This is a genomic window from Sorangium sp. So ce1335 (genome assembly GCF_051521615.1).
Lineage (GTDB): Bacteria > Myxococcota_A > Polyangia > Polyangiales > Polyangiaceae > Sorangium.
In genome coordinates this window covers 6,869,531-6,886,937 of record NZ_CP150363.1, presented here as the reverse complement: position 1 = coordinate 6,886,937, position 17,407 = coordinate 6,869,531, and the positions used below count along the sequence as shown (strand labels likewise).

The following is a 17,407-nucleotide window of genomic DNA, read 5'->3' as shown; positions in this document are numbered from 1 at the left end:
GGGCGCGGCGCCGCCTGACGAGCCCCGCGCGGTGACGCCCGGCGCGCCGCCGCCCGGCGCCGCGCGGGCGGCTCAGCTCGCGGGCGTCCGGTCGGACTCGGGCGGCGCCATCCCGTCGACGACCACCGGATCGCTCTGCTCGACGAGGTGCGGCTTGCCCCACGTGTCGATGAAATGCCCCGATCGCTTCGCCTTGGTCTCCAGGTAAAAGCGGTTGTGCTCGTTGGGCGGGATCACGTGCGGGATGCGCCCTGTCACGGACACCCCGTATTGCGTGAGCTGCTGGACCTTGTTCGGGTTGTTGGTGATGAGCTTGACCGACTTCACGTCGAGGCTGTGCAGCATGTGCGCCGCGACGGCGTAGTCGCGCTCGTCGTCCCGGAAGCCGAGCGCCAGGTTCGCCTCGACCGTGTCGAGCCCCTGGTCCTGCAGGGCATACGCCCGGATCTTGTTGATGAGCCCGATCCCGCGGCCCTCCTGGCGCAGATAGAGCAGGATGCCGCGCTCCATGCTCTGGATCTTCTTCAGCCCTTCGAGCAGCTGATCGCGGCAGTCGCAGCGCAGCGAGCCCATGACATCGCCGGTCAGGCACTCGGAGTGGAGCCGCGTCGGCACGTCCGAGGCGCCGACGACGTCGCCGTGCACCATCGCGATGTGCTCCTTGGCGTCGCGGTTGTTCCAGAACGCGACGATGCGGAAGCGGCCGGCGCGCGTCGGCAGCTCGGCGACGCCGACCACCCGCACGCAGACGCTCTCTTGACCATACCCCTCGCAGTCGTGCTCCTGATCGCGCGCGACGAGCTCCAGCAGCGGATTCCCCGGATCGGTCATTGTCCTGCCTCCGCGAGGGGCCTCCCCGCGCGGGCGCGGCGGTGCGCGCGAGCGACGACGACCAGGTCCTCTCCACCGGAGCTCGTCATGGGTTCAGGTGCGCACTCTACCAGCGGCGCGGGTGCGGGCGGAAGTCCGCGTAGCCGTCGGTGTAGTAGTACGGCACGAGCGCGCTGCCAGGCGGCGAGATGCGGTCGACGCGCGCGAGATCGTCCGCCGTGAGCGTCACGTCGACGGCGCCGAGCTGCTCCTCGAGCTGCGCCACGCTGCGCGGCCCGACCACGGGGCTCGTGACGGCGGGCATGTGCAGCAGCCAGCCGAGCGCGAGCTGCGTCATCGTGCAGCCCTTCTCCTTCGCCAGCGCGGCGAGGCCGTCCAGCGCCTCGAACGCGGCGGGCGTGAAGTGCTTGTCGCCCCAGGCGTTCCCCGGCTGGAGGCGCCCGCCCTCCACGACGCCCCCGCGCTTGTACTTGCCCGTGAGCAGGCCGCCCGCCAGCGGCGACCACGGCATGATGCCGAGGTCGTACGTCTGCGCCATGGGGATGAGCTCGCGCTCGACGCTGCGCTCCAGCAGGTGATACGGCGGCTGCTCCGCCACGAAGCGGTTCAGGCGCATGCGATCCGACACCCACAGCGCCTCGAGGACCGACCACGCGGCGAACGTGCTGCACGCGATGTACTGGACCTTGCCCTGGTGGATCAGGTCGTCCAGCGCGCGCAGCGTCTCATCGATGGGGATGTCCGATTGCGGGCGGTGGATGTAGTAGAGATCGATCGTGTCGGTCTTCAGCCGCCGGAGCGACTCGTGCGCCTGCTCCATGATGTGGCGGCGGTGATTGCCCGCGGCGTTTCGATCTTCGTCGCGCATCCGGACGTTGACCTTCGTCGCGAGCACGACGCCCTGGCGCTTGCCGTCGCGGCCGAGGGCGCGCCCGACGATCTCCTCGCTGACCCCGCGCCCGTAGACGTTGGCGGTATCGATGTAGTTGATGCCCGCGTCCAGCGCGCGATCCACGACGCGCACCGCCTCGTCCTCCGGCGTCTTGCCGCCGAACTCCATCGATCCAAGACAGAGCTCGCTCACCTGCACGCCCGTGCGTCCCAACGTCCTATATTTCATGGACAAGTCTCCTTGCGTACTCGCGTAGTTCGTGTGGGGTTCCTCGGAGGCGACCCCGCGTCTCTCGGGTGGTGCGGGTCGGAAGCCCCCGCGTCGTGCGCCCTCCCGCGGCTATCACGTCTTCAGGCCATGCCTCGAGCGCAGACGCCCTGACACGACCGGCCGCGCAGAGCGCTACCGGGGAACAGGCAAAGAGTCAAGGGAGAGGCCGTCATCGAAGGTCCGCGAGCGCCTCGCCGCCCGCGGAGGACCCGTCTCACGTCGTCGCCTCGCTGAACGCCGGATCGCGGGCAAAGACCCACGCCAGCCCGACGATCGCGCCGCCGCCGAGGAACAGGCCGGCGATCGTGTGCTCGGCGGCGAAGCCGCTGGCCGCATAGGAGATCGGGCCCAGGCCGTTTGCGGACAGCGCCAGGATCGACATCACGCGGCCGAGCATCGCCCTGGGGACGCGCGCCTGCAGCCAGCTGAGCCCCTGTACGTTCAGATAGCCGAGCGCCGCGCCAGCGCCGAAGACGGTCACGAACACCAGCGCGACGAACCGCGGGGACATCGTCGCGGCGCCCAGGAGCGCCATGCCCGCGGCGAGCCCTCCTGTGGCCCACCGGGTCACGGGGCCAGGGCGGCGCGGGCGAGGGGACAGCGCCGCTGTCAACATGCCCGCGAGCGCTCCCGCCGCGAACGTCCCCATGATCACGCCGAGCATCGTCGAGCCGGCCCCGAGCTCGCCGCGCACGAGCGCGGGCAAGCCGACCGCGATAGGCCCGAGGACCCCGAGGTTGATCGCGGCGATGATCGCGAGCACCGTGCGCAGCACCGGGTCGGTGAGCACGGCGCGCACCACGTCCCGGATGGCCTTCGGCGGCTCGGAGGGCTGCTCCGCGACCGGCGCGGGCCGAGCAGCGGAGTCGGACACGAGCAATTGGCCCAGCCGCCACAGGATTGCCACCGAGACGGCGAACGACAGCGCGTCGATGGCGAAGGCGCCGGCGTTCCCGACGACAGCGACGACGACGCCGGCGAGCGCGGGCCCGATCATGCCCGCCATCTGCGCGGTCCCCTGGATCGCCGCGTTCGCGGCAGGGAGGCGGTCCTCGGTGACGAGGCGCGGCGTGATGCTCGCGAACGCCGGGTACGCGAGCGCGTCCGCGGCCCCGAACGCGGCGCCGAGCACGAAGAGGTGCCAGACCTGGGTCTGATCGGTCACGACGAGCGCGGTCAACGCGGCGACGATGACCCCGCGGGCGGCGTTGCTCACCAGCAGCACGGCCTCGGGGCTCCATCGATCGACGACGACGCCGCCGATCGGCATGAGCGCGGCCCGGGGGATGGCCGCTGCCATCAGCACGTTGCCGAGCGTCGACGGAGACCCCGTGAGCTCCAGCGTCAGCCAGGGCAAGGCCAGCAGGTAAAACTGGTCGCCGAGCACGGATATCGCCTCGCTCACCCAGAAGAGACGGAAGATCCGGTTCGCGAGGAGCTGCTTGAGACCGCTCATGTCGTCGTGGCTCCGTTGTGTGCGAGGAGCGCCGGGCGAGCGCTCACGTCGTCGCGACGCGCTGCTGGCCTGCCCGCGCCGGGCTCGGCGCGGCGCCGACGGCGCCGTGGATGCGGTCCACGGCCTCCTTCAGCCCGTCTTCGGCCCGGACGCGCCGCCCGAGCTCCGCCGCGCGCGCCCGCATCGCCGCGTCGCGCGCGAGGCGATCGAAGGCCCCGGCGAGGCGCGCGGCGGTGAGGTCGCGGAGGCGGAGCGGCGCCGGGGCCGCCCCGAGCTCGGCCACGCGCTTTCCCCAGAAGGGCTGATCGAAATTGTACGGGATCACGAGAGAGGGGACGCCGGCCCGGAGCACGGCTCCGGTCGTACCCGCTCCCCCGTGGTGCACGACGCCGGCGACCCGCGGGAACAACCAGTCGTGCGGCGCCTGGTCGAGCGCGAGCACGGAGTCCGGGAGGTCGACGCCGCGACCCAGGTCGCCCCAGCCGCCGAGGAGGATCGCGCGCTGGCCCGAGCGGCGCAACCCGTCGAGAAGGAGGGTGAGGAGGCGCCTGGGATCGGCGTTCGTCATGCTGCCGAACCCGATGGATACAGGAGGCGGCCCCGCCTCCAGGAACCGCGACAGGGACTCAGGCGGCGTCCACGAGAGGGCAGCGTCGAGGAACAGGAAGCCGGTCACGTGGAAATGTGTCGGCCAGTCACCCGGCTTCGGCAGCACACTGGGGCTGTACGCGTGAAGCGTCGTCGGCTCGTCGGCCGGCCGCACGCCGAGGTAGGGCAGGGGGGCGAAGCCCAGCTCGCGCCGGAGCGCCTGGACCCCCTCGCGCCCGATCGACCAGATGGCGAACGCCATGGCCTCGCCCAGGGCGCGGTTCACCCGCGCGCCGCCGTCGAACGTCGTTCCCAGGAGCGGCGGAGGAAACGCCGCCGACGGCGCCATGGGCTGGAGCGCCACCGAGACCGCGGGGATGCGGAGCGCCTCGGCCACGGTGCTTCCGGCCGAAAGGCCGCTCTTGTAGACGAGCGCGTCGACCCCCTGGGAGATGCGAAGGGCGTCGCGGCTGATCCTCGTCTGACGCTCGCGCAGCCGCGCGAGCGGCGCCCCCCGGAACGCGGACAGGATATTGCCGGACTGTACGATCTTCTTGGTCTCGGATTCCTGCATCAGCGTCCGGCTGTCAGGCCCCATGGCCTGGAACTCCACGCCGTGCTCCGCCGCGAGCGACGAGAAGTTCGGCGGCGCTCCGAGGAACACGGAGTGACCGGCGCGCCGGAGCGCCTGCGCCAGGGCGAGGAAGGGCTGGATGTCTCCGCGGGAGCCGATGGTCAGGACGGCGATGCGCATGGGGCCTCGTATCAGGTGCTCGGGGGTGGTATGCTGTCCGGTTCGGTGACGCTCACGCGCTCTTCGCGAGGGCCCGGCGGACGGCCTGGATCACGCCCCGCGGCGTCTCGCGGAGAAAGAAGTGGTCCCCGAGGAACGTCTGCGACTGGAAGGCCCCGCGCGTGAGCGCCCGCCAGCCGGCGATGTCCTCCTCGGGCACGTAGTCCGTGTTCCCGCGGAACGCCGAGATGGGGCACGGGAGGGCTTCCTCCTTTACATGCTCGTATTCCTCGCAGAGCCGGGTGTCGGCCTCCAGCGTGGGTACGAGGAGCTCGAGCAACTCCCCCTTCATCTCCGCGGGGACGGCCTGGGCGCCGGTGAGCTTCTTCGCCGCCTCGTGCCTCACGGTGCCGGCCCGATCCTCCCGGCGTTGCAGGTGAGGCGCGCAGTAGCTCGCGACGAACAGGTGCGCCGGCAGGGGCAGGCCGCGTCGCCGCAGCTCCCGGGTCAGCTCGAAGCCGATCAGCGCGCCCATGCTGTGGCCGAAGATCGCGTAGCGACGATCCAGGTAGACCGCGAGCGCGTCGGCGAGGCGAGCGACGAGCGGGCCGAGGCTCGGCACCGCCGGCTCGCGAATCCGCCCCTCCCGGCCGGGGAGCTGCACCGGGCACACCTCGGCGAGCGGGGCGAGCTCCGCGCTCCACGGGTGAAACAATGACGCGCCGCCGCCGGCGTGGGGCAGGCAGAAGAGCCGGAACGGCGCCTCCGGCCGGGGGACATGAAAGGCGAGCCAGGCCCCCTCAGCCGCCGTCACGACCTCACCTCTGCGGCGCGGGGCGCGCGGCCAGCCGTGTCGAGCCAGAGCGAATTCGCCAAGAGATTCCACTGTTTGCTCATCACCGACCATCCTCTCGAGCCGACTCGCCGGCCGTGCAGCGCCTCGTCGGAGGTGCTCGCACGCGTGCGGCTCATGGCACAGGATCAGGGTGCCTTCCGCGCATCGGTGCACCCCGAGGGGTCGCCGTCGCAGCGCGCCACCATGATGCAGGCCGTCATCTAGCACACTCCGTTCGGCATTGCTCTCACCGATGTCAACGGCAGTTGCAGCAGGAATTTGACGAAGGGATGCGGTGGCGGCTGGATTCGTGTGACGGCTGGGTCCCATCGTCGGAAAGAATCGACGTATGAACTACCATACCTCTTTGCATTAATTCTCGTCTCGTGTTAAGGCGTCGCCCTACGCTGCGAGGCGCACGGACGCCCGGTCCGGGACCGAGGATGTGCGCGGTTACGCTGCGGTAGATTTGTTCTGATTTGTTAAGTCTCATTAACAAGTCAGAAACACGGAAGGCCGTTTAGTTCGAGTAGGTTCTCTTCTCATCCGAGCCGAGCGAGGCTGGGCAGCGTTCCCCGTTCTACGGGTCGTGTGCGCTCCGGGCGCCGACGTCGTTGCGGGGATGCTGGAATGTTTCCTCGTGCTCGTTCACCAGGGACCTTGCAATGGATGCCGACATCTTGACGTGCGCCACCCTGCCCGATCTTCTGAGGCTTCAGGCCGATAGGCGGGGCGATGAGCTGCTCTATCGATTCCTGAGCACCGGAGATCCGGACGGGGCCGCGGAGGAGTGGACCTTCGCGGACTTCGAGCGTCGCGCCCGGGGGATCGGCGCGCTGCTCCAGGAGGTCGGCGCCGCCGGCGAGCGGGCCCTGCTCGTGTATCCGCCTGGCCTCGAGTTCATCGAGGGCTTCATGGGATGCCTGTGCGCGGGGGCCGTCGCCGTCCCCACCTACCCGCCGGATCCCACGCGCCTGGAGAGGACGCTGCCCCGGCTGCGCGCGATCGCCCAGGACTCCGGGGCGAAGTTCGTCCTCACGACGACACAGATCCTGGCCATGGCCGAGGCCATCCTGCCGGCGGCGCCCGAGCTCGCGGCCCTGCGCTGGGTGGCGACCGACGCGCCGCCTCCCGAGCTCGCCTCGGCCTTCCGCGCGCCGCGGATCGAGGCCGATGCGCTCGCATTTCTGCAGTACACCTCCGGGTCGACGGGCGATCCGCGGGGGGTGATGATCACGCACGCGAACGTGCTCCACAACGAGCGCGCGATCGCGCGGGCCTTCCGGCATGACACGACCTCGCGCGGTGTCGGATGGCTGCCCCTGTTCCACGATATGGGGCTGATCGGCAACGTGCTTCAGCCGCTCTATACGGGCTTCTCCTGCACGCTGATGTCGCCGCTCGCGTTCCTGCAGCAGCCGCTCCGCTGGCTCAGGGCCATCTCCCGATTCCGGGCGACGACGAGCGGCGGGCCGAACTTCGCCTACGAGCTGTGCGTGCGCAAGATCCGCCCGGAGGACCGGGCGAGCCTCGATCTGAGCTCCTGGAACGTGGCGTTCAACGGGGCAGAGCCCGTCCGGAGCGCCACCCTCGACAGGTTCGCCGAGGCGTTCGCGCCCTGCGGCTTCGATCGCGCGTCGTTCTATCCCTGCTACGGACTGGCCGAGTCGACGCTCATCGTCTCTGGGGCGGAGTCGCGGCGCGCGCCGGTCACGCGCGCCGTCTCGGCGGCGGCGCTCGGCGCCGGCGAGGCGCGGGAGGCGCGCGAGGTCCGAGAGGGCGACGGTCCGGCGCGGCCCCTCGTCTCCTCGGGCCAGCCGGCGCTCGATCAGCGCATCCTCGTGGTGGACCCTGCCACGGGCGCGCCGCTGCCCGCCGGCAAGGTCGGTGAGATCTGGACCACCAGCCCCAGCGTGGCCCTCGGGTACTGGGGTCGCGCCGAGGAGACGGCGCGGGCGTTCGGCGCGCGGCTCGCGAGCGGCGAGGGCCCGTTCCTGCGCACGGGCGATCTCGGCTTCGTGCTCGATGGAGAGCTGTTCATCACCGGGCGGTCCAAGGACGTCATCATCCTCCGCGGCCGCAACCACTATCCCCAGGACATCGAGCAGACCGTCGAGGCGGCGCACCCGGCCGTGCGCGCCGGCTGCGTCGCGGCGTTCGCCCTGGAGGTCGACGGCGCGGAGCGGCTCGGCGTGGCGGCGGAGATCGACCCGGGGCGCGCGGGCGGGGATCCCGGCGCCGTGGGCCGCGCGATCCAGCAGGCGATCGCGGGGGAGCACGGGCTGCAGGTCCACGTCCTGGCGCTGCTGCCGCCCCAGGGGATCCCGAAGACCTCCAGCGGAAAAATCCAGCGTCGCGCGACGGCGCAAGCGGTCTCCTCGGGGACGCTGCCGGAGCTGTTGCGCGTGGAGGGCGCGGCCGAGGCCGCGGACGGCGAGGGCGCGGACGGCGCGTTCGCCGTGCGGGACGCGCTCGAGGCGGCGCCCGCGGCCGAGCGCGGGGCGCTGATCCTGACGCTGCTCCGCCACGAGCTCGCGCGGGAGCTCCAGCAGGATCCGGCGCGGATCGACGCCGAGCGCGCCCCGGCGGAGCTCGGGCTCGACTCGCTGGGGATGCTCTCCGCCGAGGGGCGGATCGAGGGCGCGCTGGGCATCGCGCTGCCGCCCATGCTGCTCTGGCGCCACCGGACGCTCACGGCGGCGGCGGAGGAGCTCTGCGCCGCCTGGGAGGCCCGCCAGCCCGACGGGGCGCCGGACGCGCCGGGGGCAGACGCGCCCGCCGCGCCGGGGGTGTCCTCCGGGCAGGCGCGGCTCTGGTTCCTCGACCGGCTGATGCCCGAGAACGCGGCGTACCACGTGCACGCCGGGCTGCGGATGAGCGGGCCGCTCGACACGGCGGCGCTCGAGCGGAGCCTCGCCGCGGTCGTCGAGCGCCACGCGGTCCTGCGCACCTCCTTCGTCGCGGGCGAGGACGGGGCCCCGCGCGCCCAGGTGGCGCCGCCGGCGCCCGTCGCGCTCCCGCGCGTCGACCTCCGGAGCCAGCCGGCGGAGGCGCGCGCCGAGGCGCTGCAGGCGCTGTCGCACGCCGAGGGGACGCGGCCGTTCGACCTGGAGGCGGGCCCGCTCTTCCGGGCGACGCTGGCGCGCGTCGCGGACGACGAGCACGTGCTGCTCCTGACCGTGCACCACACGGTGACGGACGGCTGGTCGATGGGCATCCTGACCCGGGAGCTCGCGGCCCTGTACGTCCAGGCGCGGAAGGGCGAGGCCCCGCGGCTGCCGCCGGCGCCGCGGTACGACGACTACGTGCGGCACGCCCGCGCGCGCGGCCGGGAGCTCGACGCGCAGCGCGCGTTCTGGAAGGGCCAGCTCGCGGGCCTGCCGCGGCTCGATCTGCCCATCGCGCGCACCCCCTCGGGGCCGCCCTCGACGCGGGGGGCCACGGTCCGCGCGACGCTGCCCGCGGAGCTCGTGGAGGGCGTGCGGCGGATCGCGCGCGAGCGCGGGACGACGCTCTTCGCCGCGATGATCGGGGCCTTCGGCGCGCTGCTGCACCGCTACAGCGGCCAGAGCGATCTCGGCATCGGCACCGTCGTCGCCAACCGCGGGCGAAGGGAGCACCAGAGCCTCGTCGGGTTCCTGACCAACACGCTCGTGATCCGCCTGGATCTCGCGAAGGATCCCTCGTTCCTGGAGCTCATCGAGCGCAGCCGGCGCACGGTCAGCGAGGCGCTCGCCCGCGCGGAGCTCCCGTTCGACGAGGTGGTGCGGGCGTGCCGGGCCGCCGCCGACGCGGACAACAACCCGCTCTTCCAGGTGGCCTTCATGATGGAGAGCCTGCCGCCCCTCGACCTCAGCGTGCCGGGGATGCGGTGGGAGACGCACCTCGACGTGCCCGACGGCTCGCTCGAGGACACGGCGAAGTTCGACCTCGCCCTCATGATGGTCGAGACCCCCGCCGGGGCGAGCCTCGCCTTCCAGTACAGCGCCGACCGGTTCGACGCGCCGTCGATCGAGCGGCTCGTCGCGCACTTCGAGGTGCTGCTGCGCGGCCTCGTCAGCGAGCCCGCGCGCCGGATCTCGGCGCTCCCGCTGCTCACCGCCGAGGAGCGGCGGCGGATCGTCCACGAGTGGAACGCGACGGCGCTCGATTTCCCGCGTGACGCCTGCGTTCACCGCCTGTTCGAGGCGCAGGTCGCGCGGACGCCGGGCGCGACGGCGGTGACGTTCGGCGACGCCTCGCTGAGCTACGCGGAGCTCGACGCGCGGGCCAGCCGGCTGGCCGCGCGCCTCCTCTCGGCCGGGGTGGGGCGCGAGGCCCGGGTGGGGCTCTACGTGGAGCGCTCCCTGGAGCTCGCGGTGGGCCTCTTGGGCATCCTCAAGGCGGGCGCGGCCTACGTGCCGCTCGACCCCGCGTACCCCGCAGACCGGGTCGCCTTCGTCCTGACGGACGCCAGCGTGGCCGCGCTCGTCACGCAGGAGCACCTCGCGCCGGACCTGCCGGACCAGGGCTGCCCGGTCCTGTGCCTGGACGGGCCCGACGCGGACGACGAGGGCGCCGTGGCGCCGTCGGTCGAGGCCGACCCGCGATCGCTCGCGTACGTCATCTACACCTCGGGATCCACGGGGCGCCCCAAGGGCGTCATGCTGAGCCACCTCGGCGTCGTGAGCTTCTTCGCGTCGATGGACGAGCGCATCGGCGCGCAGCCCCCGGGCGTGTTCCTGGCGCTCACCAGCGTGTCGTTCGACATCTCGGTGCTCGAGCTGCTCTGGACGGTGACGCGCGGCTTCCACGTCGTCATCCACCCCGAGCAGCGGACCGCGGCGCTGCGCGCGGGCAGCCGGTCGCGCGCCGCCGAGTTCAGCCTGTTCTACTTCGCCGACGACGAGGAGCGCGGCGGCAGCGACCGCTTCCGGCTCCTGCTGGAGGGGGCGCGGTTCGCGGACGAGAACGGCTTCGCCGCCGTGTGGACCCCGGAGCGCCACTTCCACGCGTTCGGCGGCCTCTACACGAACCCGTCCGTCACCGGCGCGGCCGTCGCGGCGGTCACCCGCCGCGTCGGCATCCGCGCGGGCAGCGTCGTGCTGCCGCTCCACAACCCGGTCCGCGTCGCGGAGGAGTGGTCGATGGTCGACAACCTCTCCGGCGGCCGCGTGGGCATCTCGGTCGCGTCCGGGTGGCACGCCGACGACTTCGCCCTCGCGCCGGGGCGCTACGAGCGGCGCCGCGAGGCCATGATGGAGGACCTCGCGCTCATCCGGCGCTTCTGGCGCGGCGAGCCGGTGAGCCTGCCCAACGGGGCCGGCCAGATGAAGGAGTTCCGGCTGCGGCCGCGCCCGGTGCAGCGCGAGCTGCCCGTCTGGCTCACCGCCGCGGGCAACCCGGAGACGTTCCGGGTGGCCGGCGAGATCGGGGCGAACGTGCTCACCCACCTGCTCGGCCAGAGCCTCGAGGATCTGCGCGAGAAGATCGCCCTGTACCGGGAGGCCCGCCGCCGCGCCGGACACGAGGGCGCGGGGCACGTGACGCTGATGCTCCACGCGTTCGTGGAGCGGGACATGGAGATCGTGCGCGAGAAGGCGGCGGAGCCCTTCCGGCGTTACCTGAAGAGCTCCCTCGACCTCATGCGCGGCTTCGGCCGCAGCGTGGGGATCGACGTCGACGCGAGCACGTTCAGCCCGGCCGATCTCGACGCCCTCGTGGGCCGGGCCCACGAGCGCTTCTTCGCGCAGAGCGGCCTGTTCGGGACGCCGCGATCCTGCGAGGAGATGGTCGGCCGCATCGAGGAGCTCGGCGTCGACGAGATCGCGTGCCTCGTCGACTTCGGCGTCGAGACGGAATCGGCGCTCGGCGGCCTGCGGTACCTCGACGCCCTGAGGCGCCGCGCGCTGCGGCGCCCGCCGGCGTCGGTGCAGGTGCCCGCGCAGATCGCGGCGCACGGCGTGACGCACGTGCAGTGCACGCCGTCGTTCGCGCAGGCGCTCCTCCTCGACCCGGACGCCGAGGGCGCCCTGGCCTCCCTGCGCGCGCTGCTCGTCGGGGGCGAGGCGCTGCCCACGCCGCTCGCGGCGCGCCTCACGGCGGCGGCGCCGGGCCGGGTGATCAACATGTACGGCCCGACCGAGACGACCATCTGGTCCGCGACGCGCAGGGTGGAGCACGACGAGCGCGGCGCCGTGGTGAGCATCGGCACGCCGATCGGGAACACGTCGCTCTACGTGCTCGACGCCCGGCTGGAGCCGCTCCCGGTCGGGGTCCCGGGGGAGCTGTACATCGGCGGCGTCGGCCTGGCCCGCGGCTACCATGCGCGGCCGGCGCTCACGGCCGAGCGCTTCGTCCCCGATCCGTTCGCCGGCGAGGGGGCGAGGATGTACCGCACCGGGGATCTGGCGCGCTACCGGCCGGACGGCTCGATCGAGTTCCTCGGCCGCTCCGACCAGCAGATCAAGCTGCGCGGCTTCCGGATCGAGCTCGGCGAGATCGAGGCGAGGATCGCCGAGCACCCGGGCGTCCGCGACGTCGCGGTCGCCGTGCGCGAGGAGCGGCCCGGGGATCAGCGGCTCGTCGCGTACGTCGTGCCGCGCGGCGACGCGGCGCCGGACGCCGAGGAGCTCCAGCGCTTCGCGCGGCAGCGGCTGCCCGAGTACATGGTCCCCTCGGCGGTCGTCCGGCTCCAGGCGATGCCGCTGACGCCGAACGGCAAGCTCGATCGCAAGGCGCTGCCGGCGCTCGGGGCCGAGCCGGCGCGGCCGCGGCAGGCCTTCGCCGCCGCGCGCAACGACATGGAGCGCCAGATCGCGGCCATCTGGACGAGCGTGCTCGGCGTGCCGGAGGTGGGCATCCACGACAACTTCTTCGATCTCGGCGGGCACTCGCTGCTGCTCGCGCAGGTGCACGCGCGCGTCCGGGCGAGCCTCCGGTCCGACCTGCCGCTGATGCGGCTCATCGAGCACCCGACGGTCGCGTCGCTGGCCCGCCACCTGAGCGAGGAGCCGGCGGCGGCGGCCGCGACGGTGGCCCGGTCGGCGCAGGACCGCGCGCGGCAGCAGATGGAGGCGCTCCGGCGCCAGCGCGCGCGGGAGCCGAAGCGCTGATCGGCCGCCGGCGCTCTCCTCTCGGGCGCCGGCGCGAAGGGTTCACGGAGAGAGACAACAGCGCACAGCAAAGAGCCATCCATGAGCGAGGAACATCTGCAGTCCCCCGAGCCGTCGTCCGATCTCCCCGAGGACTCCTTCGACATCGCGGTCGTCGGGATGTCCTGCCGTCTCCCGGGAGCCCGGAGCGTCGAGGACTTCTGGCGCGCCCTGCGCGGAGGGGTGGAGTGCATCCGCCACTTCAGCGACGAGGAGCTCCTGTCCCGCGGCGTCCCCCGGGAGGCGCTCACCGCCGAGGGCTTCGTCAAGGCGGGCGCCGTGCTCGACGACATCGACCGGTTCGACGCCGCCTTCTTCGGCTACTCGCCCCGCGAGGCCGAGCTCATGGATCCTCAGCACCGGCTCTTCCTCGAGTGCGCCTGGGAGGCCCTGGAGCGCGCGGCCTTCGTGCCGGACGCCGGGCGCACGGTGGGCGTGTTCGCCGGGGCAGGGCTCAGCACGTACCTGCTCTACAACCTGGCCTCGCGCCCGGACCTGTTCGACGCGGACGACAGCTTCCAGATCATGATCGGGAACGACAAGGACTTCCTGGCCACAAGGCTGTCCTATCTCCTCGATCTGCGGGGGCCGAGCGTCACGGTGCAGACGGGGTGCTCGACGTCCCTCGTGGCCGTCCACCTCGCCTGCCAGGGCCTGCTCGGCTACCAGTGCGACGTCGCGATCGCCGGCGGCGCCGCGGTGCAGGTGCCGCAGCGCACCGGATACCGCTACCAGCCCGAGGGGATCGCCTCGCCGGACGGGCACTGCCGGCCGTTCGACGCCGACGCCGCGGGCACGATCTTCGGCAGCGGCGTGGGGGTCGTCGTCCTGAAGCGGCTCTCGGACGCGATCGCGGACGGCGATCACATCCACGCCGTCATCAAGGGGAGCGCGATCAACAACGACGGGTCGGCCAAGCTCGGCTACACGGCGCCCAGCGTCGAGGGGCAGGTGGAGGTCATCACGCGGGCGCAGTCGATCGCCGGCGTGTCGCCCGACAGCATCGGGCTCGTCGAGGCGCACGGCACGGCGACGGCGCTCGGCGATCCGGTGGAGGTCGAGGCGCTGACGCGCGTGTTCCGCGCGGCGACGGGGGACGCGAAGTTCTGCGCGCTCGGCTCGGTGAAGTCGAACATCGGCCACCTCGACGCGGCCGCCGGCGTGGCGGGCCTGATGAAGGGCGTGCTCGCGATCGAGCACGGGGAGCTGCCGCCCACGCTGCACTTCCAGCGGCCGAACCCGCGGTTCGAGTGGCAGGACAGCCCGTTCTTCGTCAACGCCGCGCTGCAGCCCTGGGGGCGCACCGGCGGCCGCCGCCGCGCCGGCGTGAGCTCGTTCGGGATCGGCGGCACCAACGCGCACGTTGTCCTGGAGGAGGCGCCGCCGCGGCCGTCGTCGGGGCCCTCGCGGCCCCACCAGCTCCTCGTGCTGTCGGCGAAGACGCGCGCCGCCCTGGACCTCGCGACGGAGAACCTGGCCCGCCACCTCGAGGAGCACCCGGAGCTGCCGATCGCCGACGTGGCCTACACGCTCCAGGTCGGGCGCCGGGCGCTCCCGCACCGGCGCGCGGTCGTCTGCTCGGACGCGGCGGACGCGGCGCGCGCCCTCGCCGAGCTCCCGCCGCAGCGCTCCGCCGCGGGCGAGGCCCGCACCCGGCAGGCGGTGTTCATGTTCCCCGGCGGCGGCGCGCAGCACCCGGGCATGGGCGCCTGGCTCTACGAGCACGAGCCGACCTTCCGCCAGCACATCGATGCGTGCGGGGACATCCTGGCGCCCCGCCTCGGCGTCCACCTGCGGGACGTCATCTACGCGCGCGCGGCGGGCGACGGCCAGGAGGCCCGCCTGACGCGCACCGGCGTCGCGCTGCCCGCGCTGTTCGCCGTCGAGTACGCGCTGGCCCGGCTGTGGATGGACTGGGGCGTCGAGCCCGCCGCCATGATCGGGCACAGCATGGGCGAGTACGCCGCCGCGTGCCTGGCCGGCGTCTTCTCGCTGGAGGACGCGCTCGCCCTCGTGGCGGAGCGGGGCCGCCTGTTCGAGCAGGTGCCGCGGGGCGCGATGCTGGGCGTGGAGCTGCCCGAGCCCGAGCTGCGGAAGCTCTGCAGCGACAGGCTGTCGATCGCGGCGGTCAACGGGCCGGAGCAGGGCGTGATGTCCGGTGACGAGGCCGCCATCGAGCAGCTCGCGGCGGCGCTCGAGCAGCGCGGCGTCGAGGTCCGGCGCGTCCACATCGACGTCGCGGCCCACTCGCACCTCATCGACGACATCATGCCGGCGTTCGCCGCGTTCCTCCGCACGCTGCGGCTCAACGCGCCCGAGCGACCGTTCGTGTCGAGCGTGACGGGCACGTGGATCACCGAGGGCGACGCGACGAGCGTCGCGTACTGGGTGAGGCACCTGCGCCAGACGGTGCGCTTCGGCGACGGCGTGCGGACGCTCCTCGAGGAGCCCGGGCGCGTCCTCCTCGAGGTGGGCCCCGGCCGGGTCCTGAGCTCGCTGGCGCGGCTCCAGATCGCGCCCGAGAGCGCCGCGGTGGTGCTCACGTCGATGCGCTCCCCGGTCGAGGACCGCCCGGACACCGAGGTGCTGCTGACGACGCTGGGGCGGCTGTGGGCGGCGGGGGTGAAGGTCGATTTCGCCCGCGCTTCGGCGCACGAGCAGCGGCGGCGCGTCCCGCTGCCGACCTACCCGTGGGAGCGCCGGCGCTTCTGGATCGACCCCCGCCCCGCGGGCGCGAGCCGGCCCGAGGCCGCCCCGACGGAGCGGCGCGAGCTCGCGGACTGGTTCTACCTGCCCTCGTGGCGGCGCGCCCCGTCCCCGGCGCCTGCGACCCCCGCGGGCGCGCGCTGGCTCGTCTTCGCCGATCCCGGCGGGGTGGGGCCGCGTGTGGCGGCCCGGCTCGCCGCGAAGGGCCACGACGTGACGACGGTCGCGCCCGGCGCGGCGCTGCGCCAGGTCGACGCCGGCGCCTACGAGCTCGATCCCGAGCGGGAGGACGCCTACGCGGCGCTGCTCGCCGAGCTGGATCGCGCGGGGCGGCGCCCGGACCGCATCGTCTACGCGTGGGGCCTGCTGGAGCCCCCGGCCGGCGCCGACCCTGTCGAGCACGCGCGGCGGCTCGGGCTGGACGCCCTGATCGCGCTCGGCAAGGCCCTCGGCGCCTCATCGAGCGGGCGGCCCCTCCACCTCGCGGTGGTCGGAAGCGGGGTCGAGTCCGTCTCCGAGCGCGAGCCCGTGCGGCCCGAGCGGGCGCTGATGCTCGGCCCCTGCAGGGTGCTGCCGCTGGAGCAGCCGGGCGTCACCTGCGCGCTGATCGACGTCCCGGGGACGGCGCTGAGCGACGTGGACCTCGACCGGCTCGCCGCCGAGGTCGAGGGGCCCGCGCAGAGCGCCGTGGTGGCGCTCCGCGGGGCCCGGCGGCTGGTTCAGGCGTTCGACCCTGTGCGGCTCGACGCGCCGGCATTGCAGGCCGCGCCGGCGTCGCCGCTGTTCAGGCCCCGCGGGACGTACCTCATCACCGGCGGCCTCGGCGGCATCGGCCTCGTCGTGGCCGAGCACCTGGCGCGGCGGGCGCAGGCGCGCCTCGCGCTCGTCGGGCGCGCCGAGCTCCCCGAGCGCGCGGCGTGGCCGGCCTGGCTCGCAGGCCACCCCGAGGACGACCCCACCTCGGTCCGGATCCGCCGCGTGCAGGCGATCGAGGCGCTCGGCGCGGAGGTGCTCGTGCTGCGCGCCGACGTGGCGGACGCCGGCCAGGTCGAGCGCGCGCTCGGGCAGCTCCGGGAGCGCTTCGGCGCGCTGCACGGCGTGATCCACGCGGCCGGCGTGCCCGCGGGGGGCCTCATCCAGGTGAAGGACCGCGACGCCGTCGCGCAGGTGCTGCGGCCGAAGGTGCAGGGGACGCTCGTCCTCGATCGGCTCCTCGCCGGCGCGCCGCTCGACTTCTTCGTCCTCTGCTCGTCCCGGACCGCCGCGACGGGCGACCTCGGCCAGGTCGACCACGTCGCCGCGAACGCCTTCCAGGAGGCGTTCGCGGAGCGGTGCGCCCAGGAGGGCCGCTCCGGCGTGATCGCGCTCGCGTGGGACACGTGGGCCGAGGTGGGGCAGGCCGTCACCACCGCCGTCTCCGGGGCGCTGGAGGGCGTTCGCGCGCAGCTCCTCGCGCACGCGATCCGGCCGGCCGAAGGGCCGGAGGTGCTCGAGCGGGCCCTCTCGAGCCCCGCGGCGCGGATCGTCGTGTCCACGCGCTCGATCGAGGCGGCGGCCGAGGAGAGCCGGCGCGTCGCGCGCGAGCTGATGGAGGCGCTCGGCGCGACGGACGAGCCCGCGGAGGGCGCGGCCCCGCGCCCGCTCCCGGCCCCGGGGGACGCCGTGCTCGTCATGGCGCGGATCTGGGAGCGCGTGCTCCGCGTCGAGCGGGTGGGCCCGCACGACAGCTTCTTCGACCTGGGCGGCAACTCGGTGCTGGGCCTGCGCCTCATCGCGGAGATCAAGCGCGAGCTCGGCCTCTCGCTGCCCGCGGTCAGCCTCTTCGAGAACCCCACCGTGACCGCGCTCGCGCGGCGCGTCGCCGGGGGCAGCGACCCCGACGACGCGCACGAGGATCGCCGGAGCCGGGGCGCGCGGCGCCGCGAGCGCCATCAACGCAAGCACGATGCGAAGTAGGAGTCGC

Annotated in this window: 7 protein-coding genes; 2 read left to right on the top strand and 5 right to left on the bottom strand. The window is 73.5% G+C overall.

Annotated features, from left to right (window positions below; genetic code table 11):
- Positions 1-72: 72 nt before the first annotated feature.
- From ribA to WMF24_RS25465, 5 genes are all read right to left on the bottom strand, one after another.
- Complete coding sequence (gene ribA, locus WMF24_RS25485; protein WP_437729981.1) at positions 73-831, bottom strand: GTP cyclohydrolase II; 759 nt, start codon at positions 829-831, stop codon at positions 73-75.
- Between the two features lie 106 nt (positions 832-937).
- Positions 938-1,951, bottom strand: coding sequence for an aldo/keto reductase (locus tag WMF24_RS25480; RefSeq protein ID WP_437729980.1), 1,014 nt, complete (start codon positions 1,949-1,951; stop codon positions 938-940).
- A 256-nt stretch (positions 1,952-2,207) separates the two neighbouring features.
- Positions 2,208-3,449 (bottom strand): MFS transporter, encoded by a 1,242-nt coding sequence (locus tag WMF24_RS25475; protein ID WP_437729979.1) that lies wholly within the window; start codon positions 3,447-3,449, stop codon positions 2,208-2,210.
- 43 nt (positions 3,450-3,492) lie between these two features.
- Positions 3,493-4,791 carry a glycosyltransferase gene (locus WMF24_RS25470; protein WP_437729978.1) on the bottom strand — a complete coding sequence of 433 codons (1,299 nt, stop codon included), beginning with the start codon at positions 4,789-4,791 and terminating at the stop codon, positions 3,493-3,495.
- A gap of 52 nt (positions 4,792-4,843) precedes the next feature.
- Positions 4,844-5,584, bottom strand: coding sequence for a thioesterase II family protein (locus WMF24_RS25465; protein ID WP_437729977.1), 741 nt, complete (start codon positions 5,582-5,584; stop codon positions 4,844-4,846).
- A 686-nt stretch (positions 5,585-6,270) separates the two neighbouring features.
- Between WMF24_RS25465 and WMF24_RS25460 the strand changes: the two genes are divergently transcribed.
- Positions 6,271-12,699, top strand: a complete 6,429-nt coding sequence (locus WMF24_RS25460) for a MupA/Atu3671 family FMN-dependent luciferase-like monooxygenase (RefSeq protein ID WP_437729976.1) — start codon at positions 6,271-6,273, stop codon at positions 12,697-12,699.
- 81 nt (positions 12,700-12,780) lie between these two features.
- Positions 12,781-17,400: a type I polyketide synthase gene (locus WMF24_RS25455; RefSeq protein ID WP_437729975.1), complete on the top strand. Its 4,620-nt coding sequence runs from the start codon at positions 12,781-12,783 to the stop codon at positions 17,398-17,400.
- Positions 17,401-17,407 lie beyond the last annotated feature (7 nt).